This is a genomic window from Neopusillimonas maritima (assembly GCF_003576595.1).
GTDB classification, from domain to species: domain Bacteria; phylum Pseudomonadota; class Gammaproteobacteria; order Burkholderiales; family Burkholderiaceae_B; genus Neopusillimonas; species Neopusillimonas maritima.
Map to the genome: position 1 here is coordinate 672,886 of NZ_NQOU01000001.1, position 14,477 is coordinate 687,362.

The 14,477-nt window shown below is 53.2% G+C and carries 16 protein-coding genes and 2 tRNA genes; 11 read left to right on the forward strand and 7 right to left on the reverse strand.

The features are described 5' to 3' along the window. Positions 1 to 56: 56 nt before the first annotated feature. From grpE to hrcA, 3 genes are all read right to left on the reverse strand, one after another. On the reverse strand, positions 57 to 659 hold the full coding sequence (gene grpE, locus CJO09_RS03270; RefSeq protein WP_119441035.1) for a nucleotide exchange factor GrpE: 603 nt from the start codon (positions 657 to 659) through the stop codon (positions 57 to 59). Between the two features lie 83 nt (positions 660 to 742). After that, the gene (hemH, locus tag CJO09_RS03275) at positions 743 to 1,816 is read right to left on the reverse strand and encodes a ferrochelatase (protein WP_119441036.1); all 1,074 of its coding nucleotides are present in this window, start codon (positions 1,814 to 1,816) and stop codon (positions 743 to 745) included. A gap of 19 nt (positions 1,817 to 1,835) precedes the next feature. After that, entirely contained in the window at positions 1,836 to 2,849 is a 1,014-nt protein-coding gene (gene hrcA / locus CJO09_RS03280; RefSeq protein WP_119441368.1) for a heat-inducible transcriptional repressor HrcA, read from the reverse strand. 124 nt (positions 2,850 to 2,973) lie between these two features. Between hrcA and CJO09_RS03285 the strand changes: the two genes are divergently transcribed. Together CJO09_RS03285 and recN are read left to right on the forward strand one after the other, a co-directional pair. Continuing rightward, entirely contained in the window at positions 2,974 to 3,873 is a 900-nt protein-coding gene (locus CJO09_RS03285) for an NAD kinase (RefSeq protein ID WP_119441037.1), read from the forward strand. A 3-nt stretch (positions 3,874 to 3,876) separates the two neighbouring features. Further along, on the forward strand, positions 3,877 to 5,523 hold the full coding sequence (gene recN / locus CJO09_RS03290; protein ID WP_119441038.1) for a DNA repair protein RecN: 1,647 nt from the start codon (positions 3,877 to 3,879) through the stop codon (positions 5,521 to 5,523). 15 nt (positions 5,524 to 5,538) lie between these two features. On the opposite strand, the gene fur is transcribed toward recN, so the two are convergent. Beyond that, the gene (fur, locus tag CJO09_RS03295) at positions 5,539 to 5,955 is read right to left on the reverse strand and encodes a ferric iron uptake transcriptional regulator (RefSeq protein WP_114419986.1); all 417 of its coding nucleotides are present in this window, start codon (positions 5,953 to 5,955) and stop codon (positions 5,539 to 5,541) included. Positions 5,956 to 6,096: 141 nt separating this feature from the next. On the opposite strand from fur, the gene CJO09_RS03300 reads away from it, so the two are divergent. Both CJO09_RS03300 and dapB read left to right on the forward strand, forming a co-directional pair. Further along, positions 6,097 to 6,651: an outer membrane protein assembly factor BamE gene (locus tag CJO09_RS03300; protein ID WP_119441039.1), complete on the forward strand. Its 555-nt coding sequence runs from the start codon at positions 6,097 to 6,099 to the stop codon at positions 6,649 to 6,651. Positions 6,652 to 6,661: 10 nt separating this feature from the next. Next, on the forward strand, positions 6,662 to 7,453 hold the full coding sequence (gene dapB, locus CJO09_RS03305; protein WP_119441040.1) for a 4-hydroxy-tetrahydrodipicolinate reductase: 792 nt from the start codon (positions 6,662 to 6,664) through the stop codon (positions 7,451 to 7,453). A 37-nt stretch (positions 7,454 to 7,490) separates the two neighbouring features. On the opposite strand, the gene murB is transcribed toward dapB, so the two are convergent. Continuing rightward, a complete protein-coding gene (murB, locus tag CJO09_RS03310) occupies positions 7,491 to 8,534 on the reverse strand; it encodes a UDP-N-acetylmuramate dehydrogenase (RefSeq protein WP_119441041.1) in 1,044 nt (347 codons plus the stop codon). 219 nt (positions 8,535 to 8,753) lie between these two features. On the opposite strand from murB, the gene CJO09_RS03315 reads away from it, so the two are divergent. From CJO09_RS03315 to CJO09_RS03345, 7 genes are all read left to right on the forward strand, one after another. Further along, positions 8,754 to 8,829, forward strand: a tRNA-Gly gene (locus tag CJO09_RS03315). 66 nt (positions 8,830 to 8,895) lie between these two features. Beyond that, positions 8,896 to 8,969 (forward strand) — tRNA-Cys (locus CJO09_RS03320). Positions 8,970 to 9,011: 42 nt separating this feature from the next. After that, a complete protein-coding gene (locus tag CJO09_RS03325) occupies positions 9,012 to 9,626 on the forward strand; it encodes a DUF2946 family protein (RefSeq protein WP_119441042.1) in 615 nt (204 codons plus the stop codon). Positions 9,627 to 9,668: 42 nt separating this feature from the next. After that, the gene (locus CJO09_RS03330) at positions 9,669 to 10,280 is read left to right on the forward strand and encodes an NUDIX hydrolase (RefSeq protein WP_119441043.1); all 612 of its coding nucleotides are present in this window, start codon (positions 9,669 to 9,671) and stop codon (positions 10,278 to 10,280) included. Between the two features lie 46 nt (positions 10,281 to 10,326). Further along, positions 10,327 to 11,079 (forward strand): leucyl/phenylalanyl-tRNA--protein transferase, encoded by a 753-nt coding sequence (gene aat / locus CJO09_RS03335; protein ID WP_119441044.1) that lies wholly within the window; start codon positions 10,327 to 10,329, stop codon positions 11,077 to 11,079. Between the two features lie 32 nt (positions 11,080 to 11,111). Next, positions 11,112 to 11,846, forward strand: coding sequence for an arginyltransferase (locus CJO09_RS03340; protein WP_119441045.1), 735 nt, complete (start codon positions 11,112 to 11,114; stop codon positions 11,844 to 11,846). A gap of 6 nt (positions 11,847 to 11,852) precedes the next feature. Next, a complete protein-coding gene (locus CJO09_RS03345; RefSeq protein ID WP_119441046.1) occupies positions 11,853 to 12,908 on the forward strand; it encodes a quinone-dependent dihydroorotate dehydrogenase in 1,056 nt (351 codons plus the stop codon). Between the two features lie 28 nt (positions 12,909 to 12,936). On the opposite strand, the gene phaP is transcribed toward CJO09_RS03345, so the two are convergent. After that, positions 12,937 to 13,515 carry a TIGR01841 family phasin gene (gene phaP / locus CJO09_RS03350; protein WP_119441047.1) on the reverse strand — a complete coding sequence of 193 codons (579 nt, stop codon included), beginning with the start codon at positions 13,513 to 13,515 and terminating at the stop codon, positions 12,937 to 12,939. A gap of 107 nt (positions 13,516 to 13,622) precedes the next feature. Next, positions 13,623 to 14,429: an IclR family transcriptional regulator gene (locus CJO09_RS03355; protein WP_174233112.1), complete on the reverse strand. Its 807-nt coding sequence runs from the start codon at positions 14,427 to 14,429 to the stop codon at positions 13,623 to 13,625. Between the last annotated feature and the right edge of the window lie 48 nt (positions 14,430 to 14,477).

The following is a 14,477-nucleotide window of genomic DNA, read 5'->3' on the forward strand; positions in this document are numbered from 1 at the left end:
AACTTTTCAAGGCATACCCCACAGAGTTTTTTTCTTTACGCCGTTAGTGCGCCTAATTATTGCGCCGGCTTGCCCGAAGACACCGCCACCAAGGCGGGCCTGAGCACGCGATCAGCAATCGTGTAGCCCTTCTGCAGCATTTGCACAACCGCGCCTTCCGGCAGGTCGGACGGAACCGAAGAAATGGCCTGGTGCAAATTAGGGTCGAACTTATCACCCTCTGCAGGCGCCACTTCCTTAAGCTGATTGCGCTCAAACGCGCCTACCAATTGTTTCAGCGTGGCTTCAACCCCCGACTGCCAAGCCTCGGGGGATTGATCTTTCAACCCAAGCGCAGCCTCAAGACTGTCTTTAACCGGTACCAGGCTTTCAGCGAATGACTCAATACCGAATTTACGCGCCTTGGCCACATCATCCTGAGCACGACGCCGGATGTTCTCGGTTTCCGCTTTCGCCCGTAAAAGTTCTTCGTAATACTGAGCCACCTGAGCCTGCGCCTCTTCAAGTTTGGCTGCCAACGCCTCGGCCGACTCCAGTTCAACGGCCGGCTCTGCATCGGCGGCACCCTCCCCTTCGGAAAGCACTTCATCTGCAGACTCCGAAGCTTTCGCAACCTGCTTATCGTCCTTGGGGTCAAGGGGCTCATTCTGTTTCGACATAACGACGCACTCCATTTGCATTTGATTCGATCAAATGCAAATGGGGGCAAGCGCCCCCATTTCAAGACATTGGTACAAATAACTTACGCCTTTTCCGACCACCCCGAAAGATGGCGACGCACAATTTGAGAAAGTGCCTCCACCCATTGGGCATCATCATTCAAACAGGGGATATATCTGAATGTCTCTCCGCCGGCATGCAAAAACGCCTCACGACACTCTTCTTGAATCTCTTCCAACGTTTCCAGGCAATCCGCCAAAAAACCGGGGCACATGACATCAATATGTTTTATGCCCTCCTGGGCCCACGCCTTCAAAGTGGGCTCGGTATAAGGCTGCAACCATTTTTCGGCCCCAAAACGGCTTTGAAACGAGACATAAACGCGTTCAGCGTCTTCCTGCGGCAAATGCGCCTTAATGGCGCGAACCGTATCCATGCAATCGCGATGATAGGGATCGCCTTGCAAAATGGTGCGCTGAGGCAAACCGTGAAAACTAAGTAATAAACGCTCCGGCTTGCCGTGCACATTCCAAAATGCAGTTAATTTGCTCACCAACGCCTGTATGTAGCCGGGATCATCCTGATAGCGTTTGATAAAGCGCAGTTCCGGCTGATTACGTAACCGGGCTGTGTAGGCAGTCACTGCATCGACCACAGTGGCGGTGGTACTGGCAGCATATTGCGGATACAAAGGAACAGTAAGAATACGTTCACACCCTTTTTTGCGCAGTGCGTCGATGCCCGCCTCTATGGAAGGATTTCCGTAACGCATTGCCAACATTACTCGAACATCAGCCCCCTCCATTTGCAGCGCTTTTTCAAGCCCGGTGGCTTGCGCCTGACTGTAAACCACTAACGGTGAGCCTTGCTCAAGCCATATCCCCCGATATCGCGGCACGAGCGTGCGAGGCCGCGTTCGCAAAATAATGCCGTGCAGGATAATGCGCCAAATCCATTGTGGAATCTCAATAACGCGCGGATCCGACAAGAACTGGGCCAAATAACGCCGAATCGCCGGCGCAGAGGGTTCATCCGGTGTACCAAGATTCACCACCAAAATACCGATCGGCCCAGACGGTCGTACCGGCGGTTGCGGGTCTAGTCCGTGGGGATCATGGGGTTCCGGATAATAGCGGGAAGGAAGTAAAGAAGGCATTGACGCCCTTGTAATCGGTTCAGGAAGAAGAATGATGGCTTAAAGCGTTAGATAACAATTTAGCCGTAATATCAACGATAGGGATAACGCGATCGTAAGCCATACGGGTTGGCCCGATTACGCCCAGTGTGCCCACGACTTTGCCGTCGATACCATAGGGCGCGGTGATGACGGAAACGTCTTCAAGCGGTACCAGTTGGGAGTCACCGCCGATATATATCTGCACGCCTTCGGCCCGGCTGGAGACATCGAGCAACTGAAGTAAATCGGTTTTTTTCTCGAACAGCGCAAACATGCGGCGCAGACGATCCATATCGGAGGCAATATCGGACACGTCGAGCAACTTTCTTTCACCTGAAATATAAACGCCGTCATCGGTTTCATCGGAAACGGTGCCCGCCTCAACCGCCTGTTGCATCAGCCGCGAAATATCTTCTTTCAAGGAGGAAAGCTCATCTTTGATGGCAAGCCGCACTTCGTTGAACGACTTGCCGGCAAAATGCTGATTAAAGAAATTACTGGCTTCTGTCAGTTCCTGATCGAGATAATCGCGCTGAACAAACAGAATACGATTTTGCACATCGCCATTCGGGGTAACGATAATCAGCAATACACGCCGCTCGGAAAGGCGAATAAATTCAATTTGCCGAAAAACCTGAGTGCGCCTGGGCGCCATCACCACACCGGCAAAGCGGGTTAAATTCGACAACAAAGTAGCCGCTGCATTCACCGTACGACTTGGATCGGTGACCGGCAACATTTCCTGGATTTGCGAAGGCTGAAGAATTTCAAAGCGTTGCGTGGCCAGCAAACGATCGACAAAAAGTCGGTAGCCCCTTGGCGTGGGCACACGGCCCGCCGAAGTGTGAGGGCTTTGAATCAGGCCAAGCTCTTCGAGGTCGGCCATGACATTGCGAATTGTGGCGGGCGATAGCTCGAACATTTTTGAAAGCGTACGCGAACCGACCGGCTGGCCATCGGCAATGTATCGTTCGATTAACGCTTTCAGCAGTGACTTCGCTCTGTCATCCATGTCCATGGTGATACCTTACACTCCAGCAAGACAAACTTGTCAACAGATCCGCCACAATAACAACGGACACGACCCTATAATAAATTGAACTCACCTAACTCATCATATACAAGGTATCGGCACAATGCATTTTAAAACCGTTGCGCTAATCGGGCGCTACCAAGACTCGGGGCTCGACGCACCACTGCGCAGGCTGGCCCGGCATCTTGAAAGCGCCGGATGCACTGTGCTGGTTGAGTCCGACACGGCAACCAATACCGGCGTTACCGAATTCAAGACGGCATCTTACGCTGAAATAGGCGAACATGCGGATCTTGCCGTCATCATGGGCGGCGACGGCACCATGTTGGGCGCGGGTCGTCTTTTGGCGCGCAGCAACGTCCCCCTTATCGGCATCAACCATGGGCGCCTGGGTTTCATTACCGATATTCCCATTCACACCGCCACCGATGCACTGAGCCAGGTTATTGGGGGGCACTACGAAATTGAAGAGCGGCTCATGCTTGAAGGCCGGGTCATGCGCGGCGACCAGGTCATGTTCTCGGGGGTCGCACTGAATGACGTTGTGATCAACCGCGCCGGTAGGGGCGGCATGATTGACCTGCGCGTTGAACTGGACGGAAACTTTATTTACAACCAGCGAGCCGACGGCCTAATCATTTCAACGCCCACGGGCTCAACCGCTTATGCCCTGTCGGCCAATGGGCCCGTTCTGCACCCGCAGTTGCAAACCATCCTGCTTGTTCCAGTCGCCCCACAAACCTTATCCAACCGGCCGATCGTCATTCCCGACAGCGGCGTCCTTAGCATGACAGTAACTGCCCTGGGGCGGGTAGAATCCGGTGCCAGCGTGCATTTCGACATGCAGGCCTGGTCTGAGTGCCAACCGGGCGACAGAATCGACGTACAGCGCTCCAAAGACAACGTTCGTTTCGTGCACCCCCTGGGCTATAGCTTCTTTTCAACCCTGCGGCGCAAGCTACTTTGGAACCAAATCCCCCAGCTTTCCAACGAGGGCGAATAATTTATGTTGCGCACCCTGCACCTTCGGGATTTTGTCATTGTTGATCAGGCCGAATTGCATTTTGACGCCGGTTTTACGGTATTTTCCGGTGAAACCGGCGCAGGCAAATCGATTCTTATCGATGCGCTTTCCCTGGTATTGGGCGCGCGCAGCGATGCCCGCTTTGTTCGCGAAGGCTGTAAACGTACCGACATTAGCGCACTTTTCAGTGCGCCGGAAACTTTAGCGCAATGGCTGGAAGAACAAAGCCTGGAAACGGACCACGACGAACTGGTGCTGCGGCGCGTAATCGACCAGCAAGGCCGCAGCAAAGCCTACATAAACGGTATTCCGGCCACGCTGGCTCAATTAAAGGAACTAGGCGAACACCTTGTCGACATCCACGGCCAGCATGCCCACCAAAGTCTTTTGCAACCTGCCAGCCAACGCGCACTGCTCGACACGCAGGGGGGCCATATCGCCTTGGCGCAAGAGGTGCAACAACACTGGCAACACTGGCAAACGGCAAAACGACACCTCGCGCGGGCGCTTGAGCAAACCGACAAGCTCAACGAAGAGCGCGACCGTCTGGAATGGCAAGCCTCCGAGTTGGAGCGCCTGGACCTGCAACCGGGGGAATGGGAAACCTTAACCACTGAACATCATCGCCTGGCTCATGCGCAGTCTTTGCTCGAAAACGCCAATCGCGCGCTGGAAGCACTCGACAACGACGACCAGGGGGCGCGCCACTTTCTGAATATGGCCGCACAACAAATGGAACACATGCTGCGTCACGACGAGGCCGTGCGTAGCTTGTACGAGACACTGGAATCAGCGCGTATTGCCACGGCGGAAACTGTTTCCGACCTCAATGCCTATCTTGACCGCATTGACCTGGATCCAGAGCGGCTGGCGCAAGCGGAACAGCGCATGTCCGCCATTTTCGAACTGGCCCGCAAGTTTCGGATCGAGCCCGAGAATATTCCAGAGTTCCAGGCCGACATTGCACAAAAGTTGCGCGAAGCCAGTGCCAACGCCGACATTTCTCATCTTCAACAAGACGTCGACACCTATTATCAGAAATATTTAAAAGCCGCCAAAGCACTCTCCAAAGCACGGGCGAAAGCGGCCCAAACCATGTCCGGGCAAGTAACCGATGCCATGCAAACATTGGCCATGAAAGGCGGGTGCTTCGAAATTGGCCTGAATAATGGCGGCGAAAATGCTCACGGGCTTGAAAACGTCGAATTTTTGGTGGCGGGCCATACAGGCGCCACCCCGAGGCCTTTGGCCAAGGTGGCATCCGGAGGGGAATTGGCGCGTATTTCGCTGGCACTATCGGTTATCGCGAGCCAGGCTGCACGCGTCCCCACCCTGATATTCGACGAGGTCGATAGCGGTGTGGGTGGGGCCGTGGCTGAAGTCGTGGGCCAGTTATTGAAATCGCTCGGACAACAGCACCAGGTTTTATGCGTAACGCATTTGCCGCAAGTGGCAGCGTACGGCCACCATCACTATCGCGTCAGCAAAAAGGTCATACAAAACAAAACCAAGTCGACCATTGAGTTGCTGGCTCCCACCGACCGGGTCGACGAAGTAGCCCGGATGCTGGGGGGGCTGGAAATTACCGACACCACCATTCGTCATGCCAAAGAAATGCTGGCACGCTAACCGGGGACCCCGGATTTATTTGCTATTGCACTCTTTGCAAATGCCGTACAGCATCATGGTGTGACTTTCCAGGGTGAACTTCTTTTCCTTGGCAATAATATGCTGGCGCTTCTCAATTTCAGGGTCGGTAAACTCGAGCACCTTGCCGCAACTAGTGCAAATAAGGTGATCGTGGTGGTCGCCGTCGTTCAGCTCAAACACCGCTTTACCGCCGTCGAACTGGCTGCGGGACAAAATACCTGCCTGCTCAAACTGGGTAAGCACCCGGTAAACCGTAGCCAGGCCGATATCCACGTCTTCCGCCAACAATGCACGATAAACATCTTCGGCGCTATGATGACGCTGGTCGGACTTACGGAAAACATCAAGGATTTTCAGGCGCGGGAACGTCGCCTTCAAACCCATGCTCTTTAATTCATTTTGATCATTCATGTGATAAATCCCGGGCAAAAAGACGGAAATCCGTAGGATGACACGGCAAAAAAACGCCGAATCTCGAGTAACGCTATCATTGCATTTATTGTTAAGCCTTTATCATAACGGTTTTATTCATTTGAATAACAGGGGCAATTCGTGGTAACCACTGTCAAATCCTTCTTTAGAACCTGGCGCAGCAGCCTTGCCATCGGCTTTTTGGCCATTTCACTCTCTGCGTGCGGCGGCACAAAATGGGGTTTTCCCTACCGGGCCGACGTACAGCAAGGAAACTGGATCACCGCCGAGCAAGTCGCCCGACTGGAACAGGGCATGACACGCGAACAGGTGCGTTTTGTGCTGGGCACCCCGATTTTGCAGGATATTTTCCGCACCAACCGTTGGGATTATGTGTTTTACAACCAACCAGGTTACGGCGAACCGGAAGAACGCCAATTCACTGTGTGGTTCGAAGGGGATGTCCTGGTTCGCTGGGGGGGTGATAAACAACCAAACCGCCAGCCATTTCAGTCCAACGACACCGGTAGCGTCGACGAAACGGAAGCCCGTGCGGCTGAACGCGAAGACGACACGGCAACCGAAAACACATCTCGTGAAGAGCAGGTGGGCCCGGATACCGATATCGGCATTAACGTAGAACAACCCCAACGCCCGCAAATCCCTGGGCAAACCAATACTGAACCACTCCGCTAAAAGGAAACCCATGCGTATCGCCATTGCAGGAGCTGACGGCCGAATGGGCCGTATGCTGACTGAAGCCGTCATTCAATCCCCCGACCTTACCCTGAGCGTCGCACTCGACCGCCCCGGCGCGGCGTGCCTTGGTCAGGATGCGGGGGGGGGCCTGGGGCATACAACGGGCGTTCTCATTACCGACGATCTCGACGCCCTGGCAAATGCCGATTGCTTAATAGACTTTACCCGGCCTGAGGGCACGCTGACCCATCTGCAGGCCTGCATCAAGCACAACGTGAAGTGTGTTATTGGAACCACCGGATTTGATACCGAGGGCAAACAAGCGATTCAGGCCGCCGGCCAAAAAACCGCCATTGTCTTTGCATCCAACATGAGCATTGGTGTGAATGCCACATACAAACTATTGGAAATGGCCGCCCGGCTGCTGAACGATGGCTATGATGCCGAGATATTCGAGGCCCACCATCGCAATAAAGTCGACGCACCGTCAGGTACCGCTATTTCAATGGGTGAAACAATCGCGCGCACTTGGGGCAAAAAACTCGACGATGTGGCCGACTGGGCACGACACGGGCACACCGGCCCACGCAAAGACGGCAAAATCGGCTTTTCAGTACTGCGCGGTGGGGACATTATCGGTGATCACACCGTTTACTTTTGCGGCGACGGTGAACGCATAGAGATCTCACATCGTTCCAGCAGCCGAGCCACGTACGCGCAAGGCAGCCTGCGCGCGGCTCGCTATCTCGCCCGCAAGGAATTCGGGCTGTTCGACATGCAAGACGTCCTGTCGGTGTAACGTAGTTCGGTATTTCCGCCGGCGTGTATAACGTACTTCAAACGACGTTTACAGGCTCCTGCTCCAGGTCAACACCATAACGCAGGCGAATATCCTTACGTATTTCATCGGCCAGATAACGCACCTCAAGCGCGCTTGCCTGGCCATGATTAACCAACACCAGCGCCTGGCGGCCATGTACCCCTACATCCCAGATGCGCTTGCCCTTCCAACCGGCACGGTCAATTAACCAGCCGGCAGCCAGCTTCATGCCACCTTCCGGCATGGCATAGGCAATGACATTGGGGTGACGACGTTTGATCTCCTCAAACTGGGCGGCACTCACAACCGGGTTCTTAAAGAAACTCCCTGCATTACCCAGAACCGCCGGATCGGGTAACTTCTTGCGCCGGATTTCACACACCGCCTCAAACAGGGCATGCGCGGTTACAGCGCTACCCATTGCCTGCAGCCCTTCGTGCCGGGCCAAATCGGGATAACCCAATGTTGGCCGCCATTCGCGCGGCAAGAAAAACTGAACTGACAAAATGAGCCATTTGCCCGGCGCCGACTGTTTAAAAAAACTATCGCGGTATGAAAAACGGCATGCTTCACGGGTAAAACAAACCTCTTCGCCACGCGCCATATCCCACGCCCGTACCTGATGCACAAACTGATCAAGCTCAACCCCGTAAGCGCCGATATTCTGAACCGGCGCGGCACCCACCGTACCCGGAATCAACGCCAGATTTTCCAACCCGAACCAGCCCTGATCAAGACAATAACGCACAAAGTCGTGCCAATTTTCTCCGGCCTGTGCTTGCACCAGATAACCTTCTGTTGACGCTTCGAGCAGGCGGATTCCCTTCGTTGCAACATGAACCACCAAGGCTTTCACATGCGGCGCCATCACCACGTTGCTCCCACCACCCAACACAAACACCTGCCTGCACTGGCCCGTAAGCTGAGTAATTGCAGGCAATTGCGCGCGATCGGTAAAGCGAACATAAGCATGTGCTTTAGCCTGCAAGCCAAAAGTATTAAGCGCAGTAAGATCTTGCGCGCAAGGAACGACTGAGTTCAACGGCACTGTTTGTGTCATGTACTAAAACTGCCATATGCGATAAACAACAGCCTGTATTACACCACGTTGAAATAAAAAATATGTTATTATCTTGTTCTTTCGCAGCTAGGAAAATTTTTCGCCCAGCAAAGAAACAGCCGAAGCTGTTAAGTTGCCCAAGTAAAAAATTTCATATATACTGCGAAGCTTCTTGAAACAGGCAACACGGGTTTTAAGAACAGAAAGCAGTGCTTTTTTGCGGGAATAGCTCAGTTGGTAGAGCGCAACCTTGCCAAGGTTGAGGTCGCGAGTTCGAGACTCGTTTCCCGCTCCAGATACCTAAAGGGAAGCCCACAACGCTTCCCTTTTTTACGTACAATGTAACGTGTACGTTCCCCACGGCGCAATGGCAGAGTGGTTATGCAGCGGATTGCAAATCCGTGTACCCCGGTTCGATTCCGAGTTGCGCCTCCAGTACTTATCCCCATCAATTACGCCAAGTGCTAACATGCTTGCATGGACAAACGCGTTCTTGAAGCAATGGCCCGCTGGCCAAGTGTACCCGACGTTTATGGCTGGCTTTCCTTAACGGAAACCGGTAAGTGGCGCCTGCATCCAAAAGGCGATGCCACCCAAGCCGACACGCCCGGCGAATCAATTACAAATACGCAAATTATTGGTTTCATCAATCGTAACTACACACACCGCGATAACGGCCAATGGTATTTTCAGAATGGGCCCCAAAAAGTGTATGTACGTCTTGATGCCGCGCCCTACATTTTTCACACAAACGAAACCGGCGCTCTCACAACACATACCCAACAAGCAGTTCAGCATATTCAGGCCTGGTGGCTTGACGACGCCGGCAAGCTTTACGCCCAGACAGAGCATGGCCCCGGCCTGATCGCCGGCCGTGATACGCTGGCCGTACTGGAGCAACTGCATACCGCCGATGGTCAAAGACTAACCGACTGTCCCGAACGCATTCCTCAAGATACGTCAACCACATTATTGTTAAGTAGCGCTTTACAATCCGTCGCAGAGAATACAGTACCATTGCGATACTGTCCGGCACCCAGGCTAGAGGCGCAACTTGGTTTTGTGCGACTGCCGGCCTTAGGCTATGCTTAACTGAATCGCGCACTCCCAGCGTCCATAACAATTCAACGTTTTATGACTACTCAACCGTCCTCGTTCTATTTCCCCGCGCCGCGGTCACAAAAGTTCTGCAGCCAGTGCGCAACCGAAATCTCCTACATTACGCCACCAGATGACAATCGTTTACGCGCAGTGTGTCAAAGCTGCGGTGCGGTTCATTATCAGAACCCGCGCAATGTCGTGGGGGTGTTACCCATTTTCAATGACAAAATCCTGCTGTGCCGTCGCGCCATTTCACCCCGATACAACAAATGGACGCTACCAGCCGGCTTCATGGAGCTGGGCGAAACAACGGCACAAGGGGCAATGCGGGAAACTCAGGAAGAAGCGGGCGCACAAATTGAACTTGGCCCACTTTATACCGTTATCAATGTGCCTCATGCCGAACAGGTCCACTTCTTCTATTTGGCAAAAGTGTTAAGTCCTGAACTGGCACCCGGACCCGAAAGCTTGGAGGCAGGTTTTTTCAGTCCGGAAACTATCCCTTGGGATGAGCTGGCCTTTCGCACCGTTATAACAACGCTGGAACACTATCTGGATGATAAGAAAAACGGCGTTTTCGACTCGCCTCACAAGAAACCGCCGGTTCATCATTACGACGTTCCCCTTCCAATGCACGATTTTTAGCGCATGAATTGGTTATTGCATCTGCATTAAGTCATCGGGCCCCAGCGTGTCGTCTATTTTTTGGATAAAACCCGACCAACCCTTACCCGACCCGACAACCGCGCCAGCCGACGGTTTGCTGGCTGCGGGTTACGACTTAAGTATTCAGCGCCTCCATGAAGCGTACTCAAAAGGGATTTTTCCCTGGTTCAGCGATGGCGACCCTGTTTTATGGTGGAGCCCCGACCCGCGCATGGTTTTGCCTTGTGCCGACCTTAAAGTGTCGCGCTCATTGGAAAAAAAGCTCAAACCAATACAGCAAACGGAACAGCAACTAAACGCGCCCTTTCGCATTACTGCAAATATGACCTTTGAAGCGGTCATGGATGCCTGCAGCCAACCACGCGGCGGGCAGCCTGGCACCTGGATATCACCCTGGATCAAGGACGTTTACACAGAGTGGCATCATGCGGGCTTTGCCCATAGCATTGAAACCTGGCATGAAGGGAAACTGGTGGGCGGTTTATATGGGGTAAGTATAGGGGGCTGTTTTTTTGGCGAATCGATGTTCACACGAGTCAGCGATGCTTCCAAACTTGCTTTGGTTTACCTGACCCGTTTTCTAAAGAACCACGGCGTTGAGCTAATCGATTGTCAACAAGAAACAACGCATCTGGCCAGTTTGGGCGCCAAGCCCATTTCACGCGCCCACTTTCTGCAAGCATTAACCAAAACCCTCGGGCGTCCAGCGCCCCCCTGGCAGTCGGGCCAGCTTTTACAGCACGGGGTGTTTGCACAGGGAGCAACAAACCCGCCATAATATCCGTGCCGACATTTGTTTGCATATTATTTATGAGCGACCCCGCCGACCTCAAATGCCACAGCCTGCAGTTTTACGCAACGGCCTCTTACCCCTGTAGTTATTTATCGGGTCGCGAGGCGCGATCGCAGGTTGCTGCCCCGATGCATCTCATTACCAGCAATATGTACTCACGCCTGGTGGAACAGGGGTTTCGGCGCAGCGGCTTGTTTACTTACCGGCCGCATTGCGACAATTGCCATGCATGCAAGCCTATCCGTCTCGACGTCGCTGCGTTTTCGCCCAATCGCACCCAGAGGCGCATTTGGAAACAGCATCAAAACCTGCGTACATGTACCCAGCCTCTTGCATTCAAGCCGGAACATTTTTCACTGTATCAGCGCTATATCCAGGCGCGCCACCACGACTCCGGTCTGGATGACGACAGCGAGGCGCAGTACAACCAGTTTTTACTGACCAGCCGGGTGAGCTCATCACTTGTCGAATTCCGTGAGCCGGCCGGCGGGCAACTCATGATGATCTCGATCATCGACATCCTCGACAACGGCTTGTCGGCGGTTTACACCTTCTTCGAGCCTGAAGCGCAAGGCAGCCTGGGAACGTACGGCATTCTTTGGCAAATTGAACGTTGCCGCGCGCTTCAACTACCGTGGCTTTATCTTGGATACTGGATTTCCGAAAGCCGTAAAATGGCATATAAATCCCAATTCCACCCCCATCAAATCTATGTCAATGGCCGGTGGGTTAACCCACACCAGTTAATCTGAGTTTTCATGTCGTTTCTTTTCAATTCTTATGCGCTGGCGCGCCCGGCTCTGTTCTCGCTCGATGCCGAACAGGCCCATGAACTTACCCTGAACGCTTTACAGAAGGCTTACGACTGCAACCTGACACGCAGGCTAGTGGAAAATCGGCCGGCCTTGCCATCGACGCTAATGGGGTTGAAGTTACGCAACCCTGTAGGTCTGGCGGCCGGGCTCGACAAAAACGGCGCCCACATTGACGCGTTGGGCAATCTTGGATTCGGTTTTATCGAAGTCGGAACCGTGACCCCAAAACCGCAAAGTGGCAACCCCAAGCCCCGATTATTCAGGCTACCCGAAGCCCATGCGCTGATTAACCGCCTGGGGTTTAATAACGACGGCCTCGACATATTCCTGGAAAATGTACAGAAAAGTCACTGGCGGTCCGAGGGCGGCATATTAGGTTTGAATATTGGCAAGAACGCCACAACCCCCATCGAGAACGCTGTAGACGACTACCTGATTGGTTACCACGGCGTATATCCGCATGCCGATTACGTTACGGTGAACATCTCATCGCCCAACACCCAGAATTTACGCGCATTGCAAGAAGCAAGCGAACTTACCGACTTATTGTCGCAGTTGCAAACAGCCAGAAAGGAACTGGAAGACAAACACCAGAAACGTGTTCCGCTCGTTGTTAAAATCGCACCCGACCTTTCTGCAGAACAAGTCGACGCCATCGCGGCGGTTCTTCAACGCTATGGTGTAGACGGCGTCATTGCAACCAACACCACCTTAAGTCGTGATGCCGTTACAGGTATGCCTCACGCAAATGAAACGGGCGGCCTGTCGGGGCCGCCCGTTCATGAACTCTCTTTAGCCGTCATTTCCCGCTTGCGCCAACAGCTAGGCAAAGAATTTGCCATTATTGGTGTCGGCGGCATACTGGGTTCCCAGCAAGCACGCGAGAAAATCGAGGCAGGTGCCAACGCGGTTCAGCTATACACCGGGCTTATCTACAAAGGCCCGGCACTGATTACTGAATGCGTTCAAGCGTTGCGTGGCCAAAACCTGGCAGGTTAACCACGCATCGCCGGCGGCAGCCCGCTAATTACGACGCGCTACGTGCGCGACTTGTTGCTTTCTTGCCTGCTTCAGCAGCTTCAGTTGCCGCCTTCAAGCTGGCATTGGTTGCAGCGGTGATGTTCGACTGCGCAGCATCGGACGCTTGCTTGGCTGCCTTGGTTGCAGTTTCATAAGCATTCGTTGCACTAACCACTGACGACTTCATCAATGCAATGGCGCTTTCAGAACCGGTAGGAGCAGTTTTTGCAAACTCCTCAATGGCGTCATGCAATTGCTGCTGGCTTTCATTAACCTGCTCTTCAGTGAGCTTGGTTAAGTCGGCCTGAACCGAAGTGAAAATGTCGTATACATGTTTGCTGTAAGCCACTGCCTTGTCGGCATTGGGTTGCATTGCATTGCTGGTGAAAGCAACTGCGTCCTGGGGGTCTTTCAATTCGATAGCCTGCTGTGATGCACGGGCAACGTCATCGAAAGTTGCTTTCCAGACTTTAAGATTCAGATCAACCAGTTTTTCAAAGCCGCCGAAGATTGAACCCTGAGCAGCCAGGATCTTGTCGAGCGACGCTTTCTGGTTAGCATAAATAGATTGTGGAATTGCGCTCATGGTGTTTCCTTTAAAAGGTTAAATATTGCACTGCACAATTTCAATTTAACCTTAAAAAACAACCATGTCAATACTTTTTTGATGCGTTGCAATATAACCGTGTTCGCTCACGCATGCCACGCTTGCTCAAGACGCACCCCTTCGTAACCCAACGCCTCTGAAATGCGTCCGGCCGTTTCAATTAAGGCTGCGATCCAATCATCGTGCATACGCTCCGCAGGCGCGGAAATGGATAAACCGGCCTGCAAGTTACCCGCATCGTCATAAATACCGGCGGCAATGCATCGCACGCCCAACTCCAACTCTTCGTTATCGCGGGCATAGCCGGATCGCCTGATACCAGCCAACTCTTGCTCAAGCAATTCGGCATCGATGATGCTGTTAGGAGTAGCACCCGCCAGCCCCGTACGTGCCACATAAGCCTTAACTTGCCGCACATCGCTAACCGAAAGAAATAACTTGCCGGTCGAGGTTAAATGTAACGGTGCACGCCCACCAACAGCACGAACAACCTGCATGCCCGAACGTTCGTTCCAGGCGCGCTCGATATATAAAATTTCGTCGTTCTGCCGCACGGCCAGATTAACCGTTTGGCCGGTAAGCTTATGCAACTCTCTCATGGGCTCAAGCGCCACCTGGCGCACATTCAGACGACCTTTCACCAAGGCACCCAGCTCCAGCAACCGCATACCTAATTGATACAGGCCACTATCAACTCGTTCAACATAGCGACCGGCCACGAGGTCATTCAAAATTCGATGCGTTGTTGACGTATGCAACCCGGTTCGCGCCGCCAGGCTTTTCAGCGCAACGGGTTCCGCTTGATGCGCCAAGACGTCGAGCAACAGCATGGCTCGCTCTAAAACTTGAATGGAAATCGGTGAAGAATTGGCTGAAGCGCGCGATTCGGACATGATATGAGTTAACCAATGAAAATGATGCACTGCGACATTATCATATTA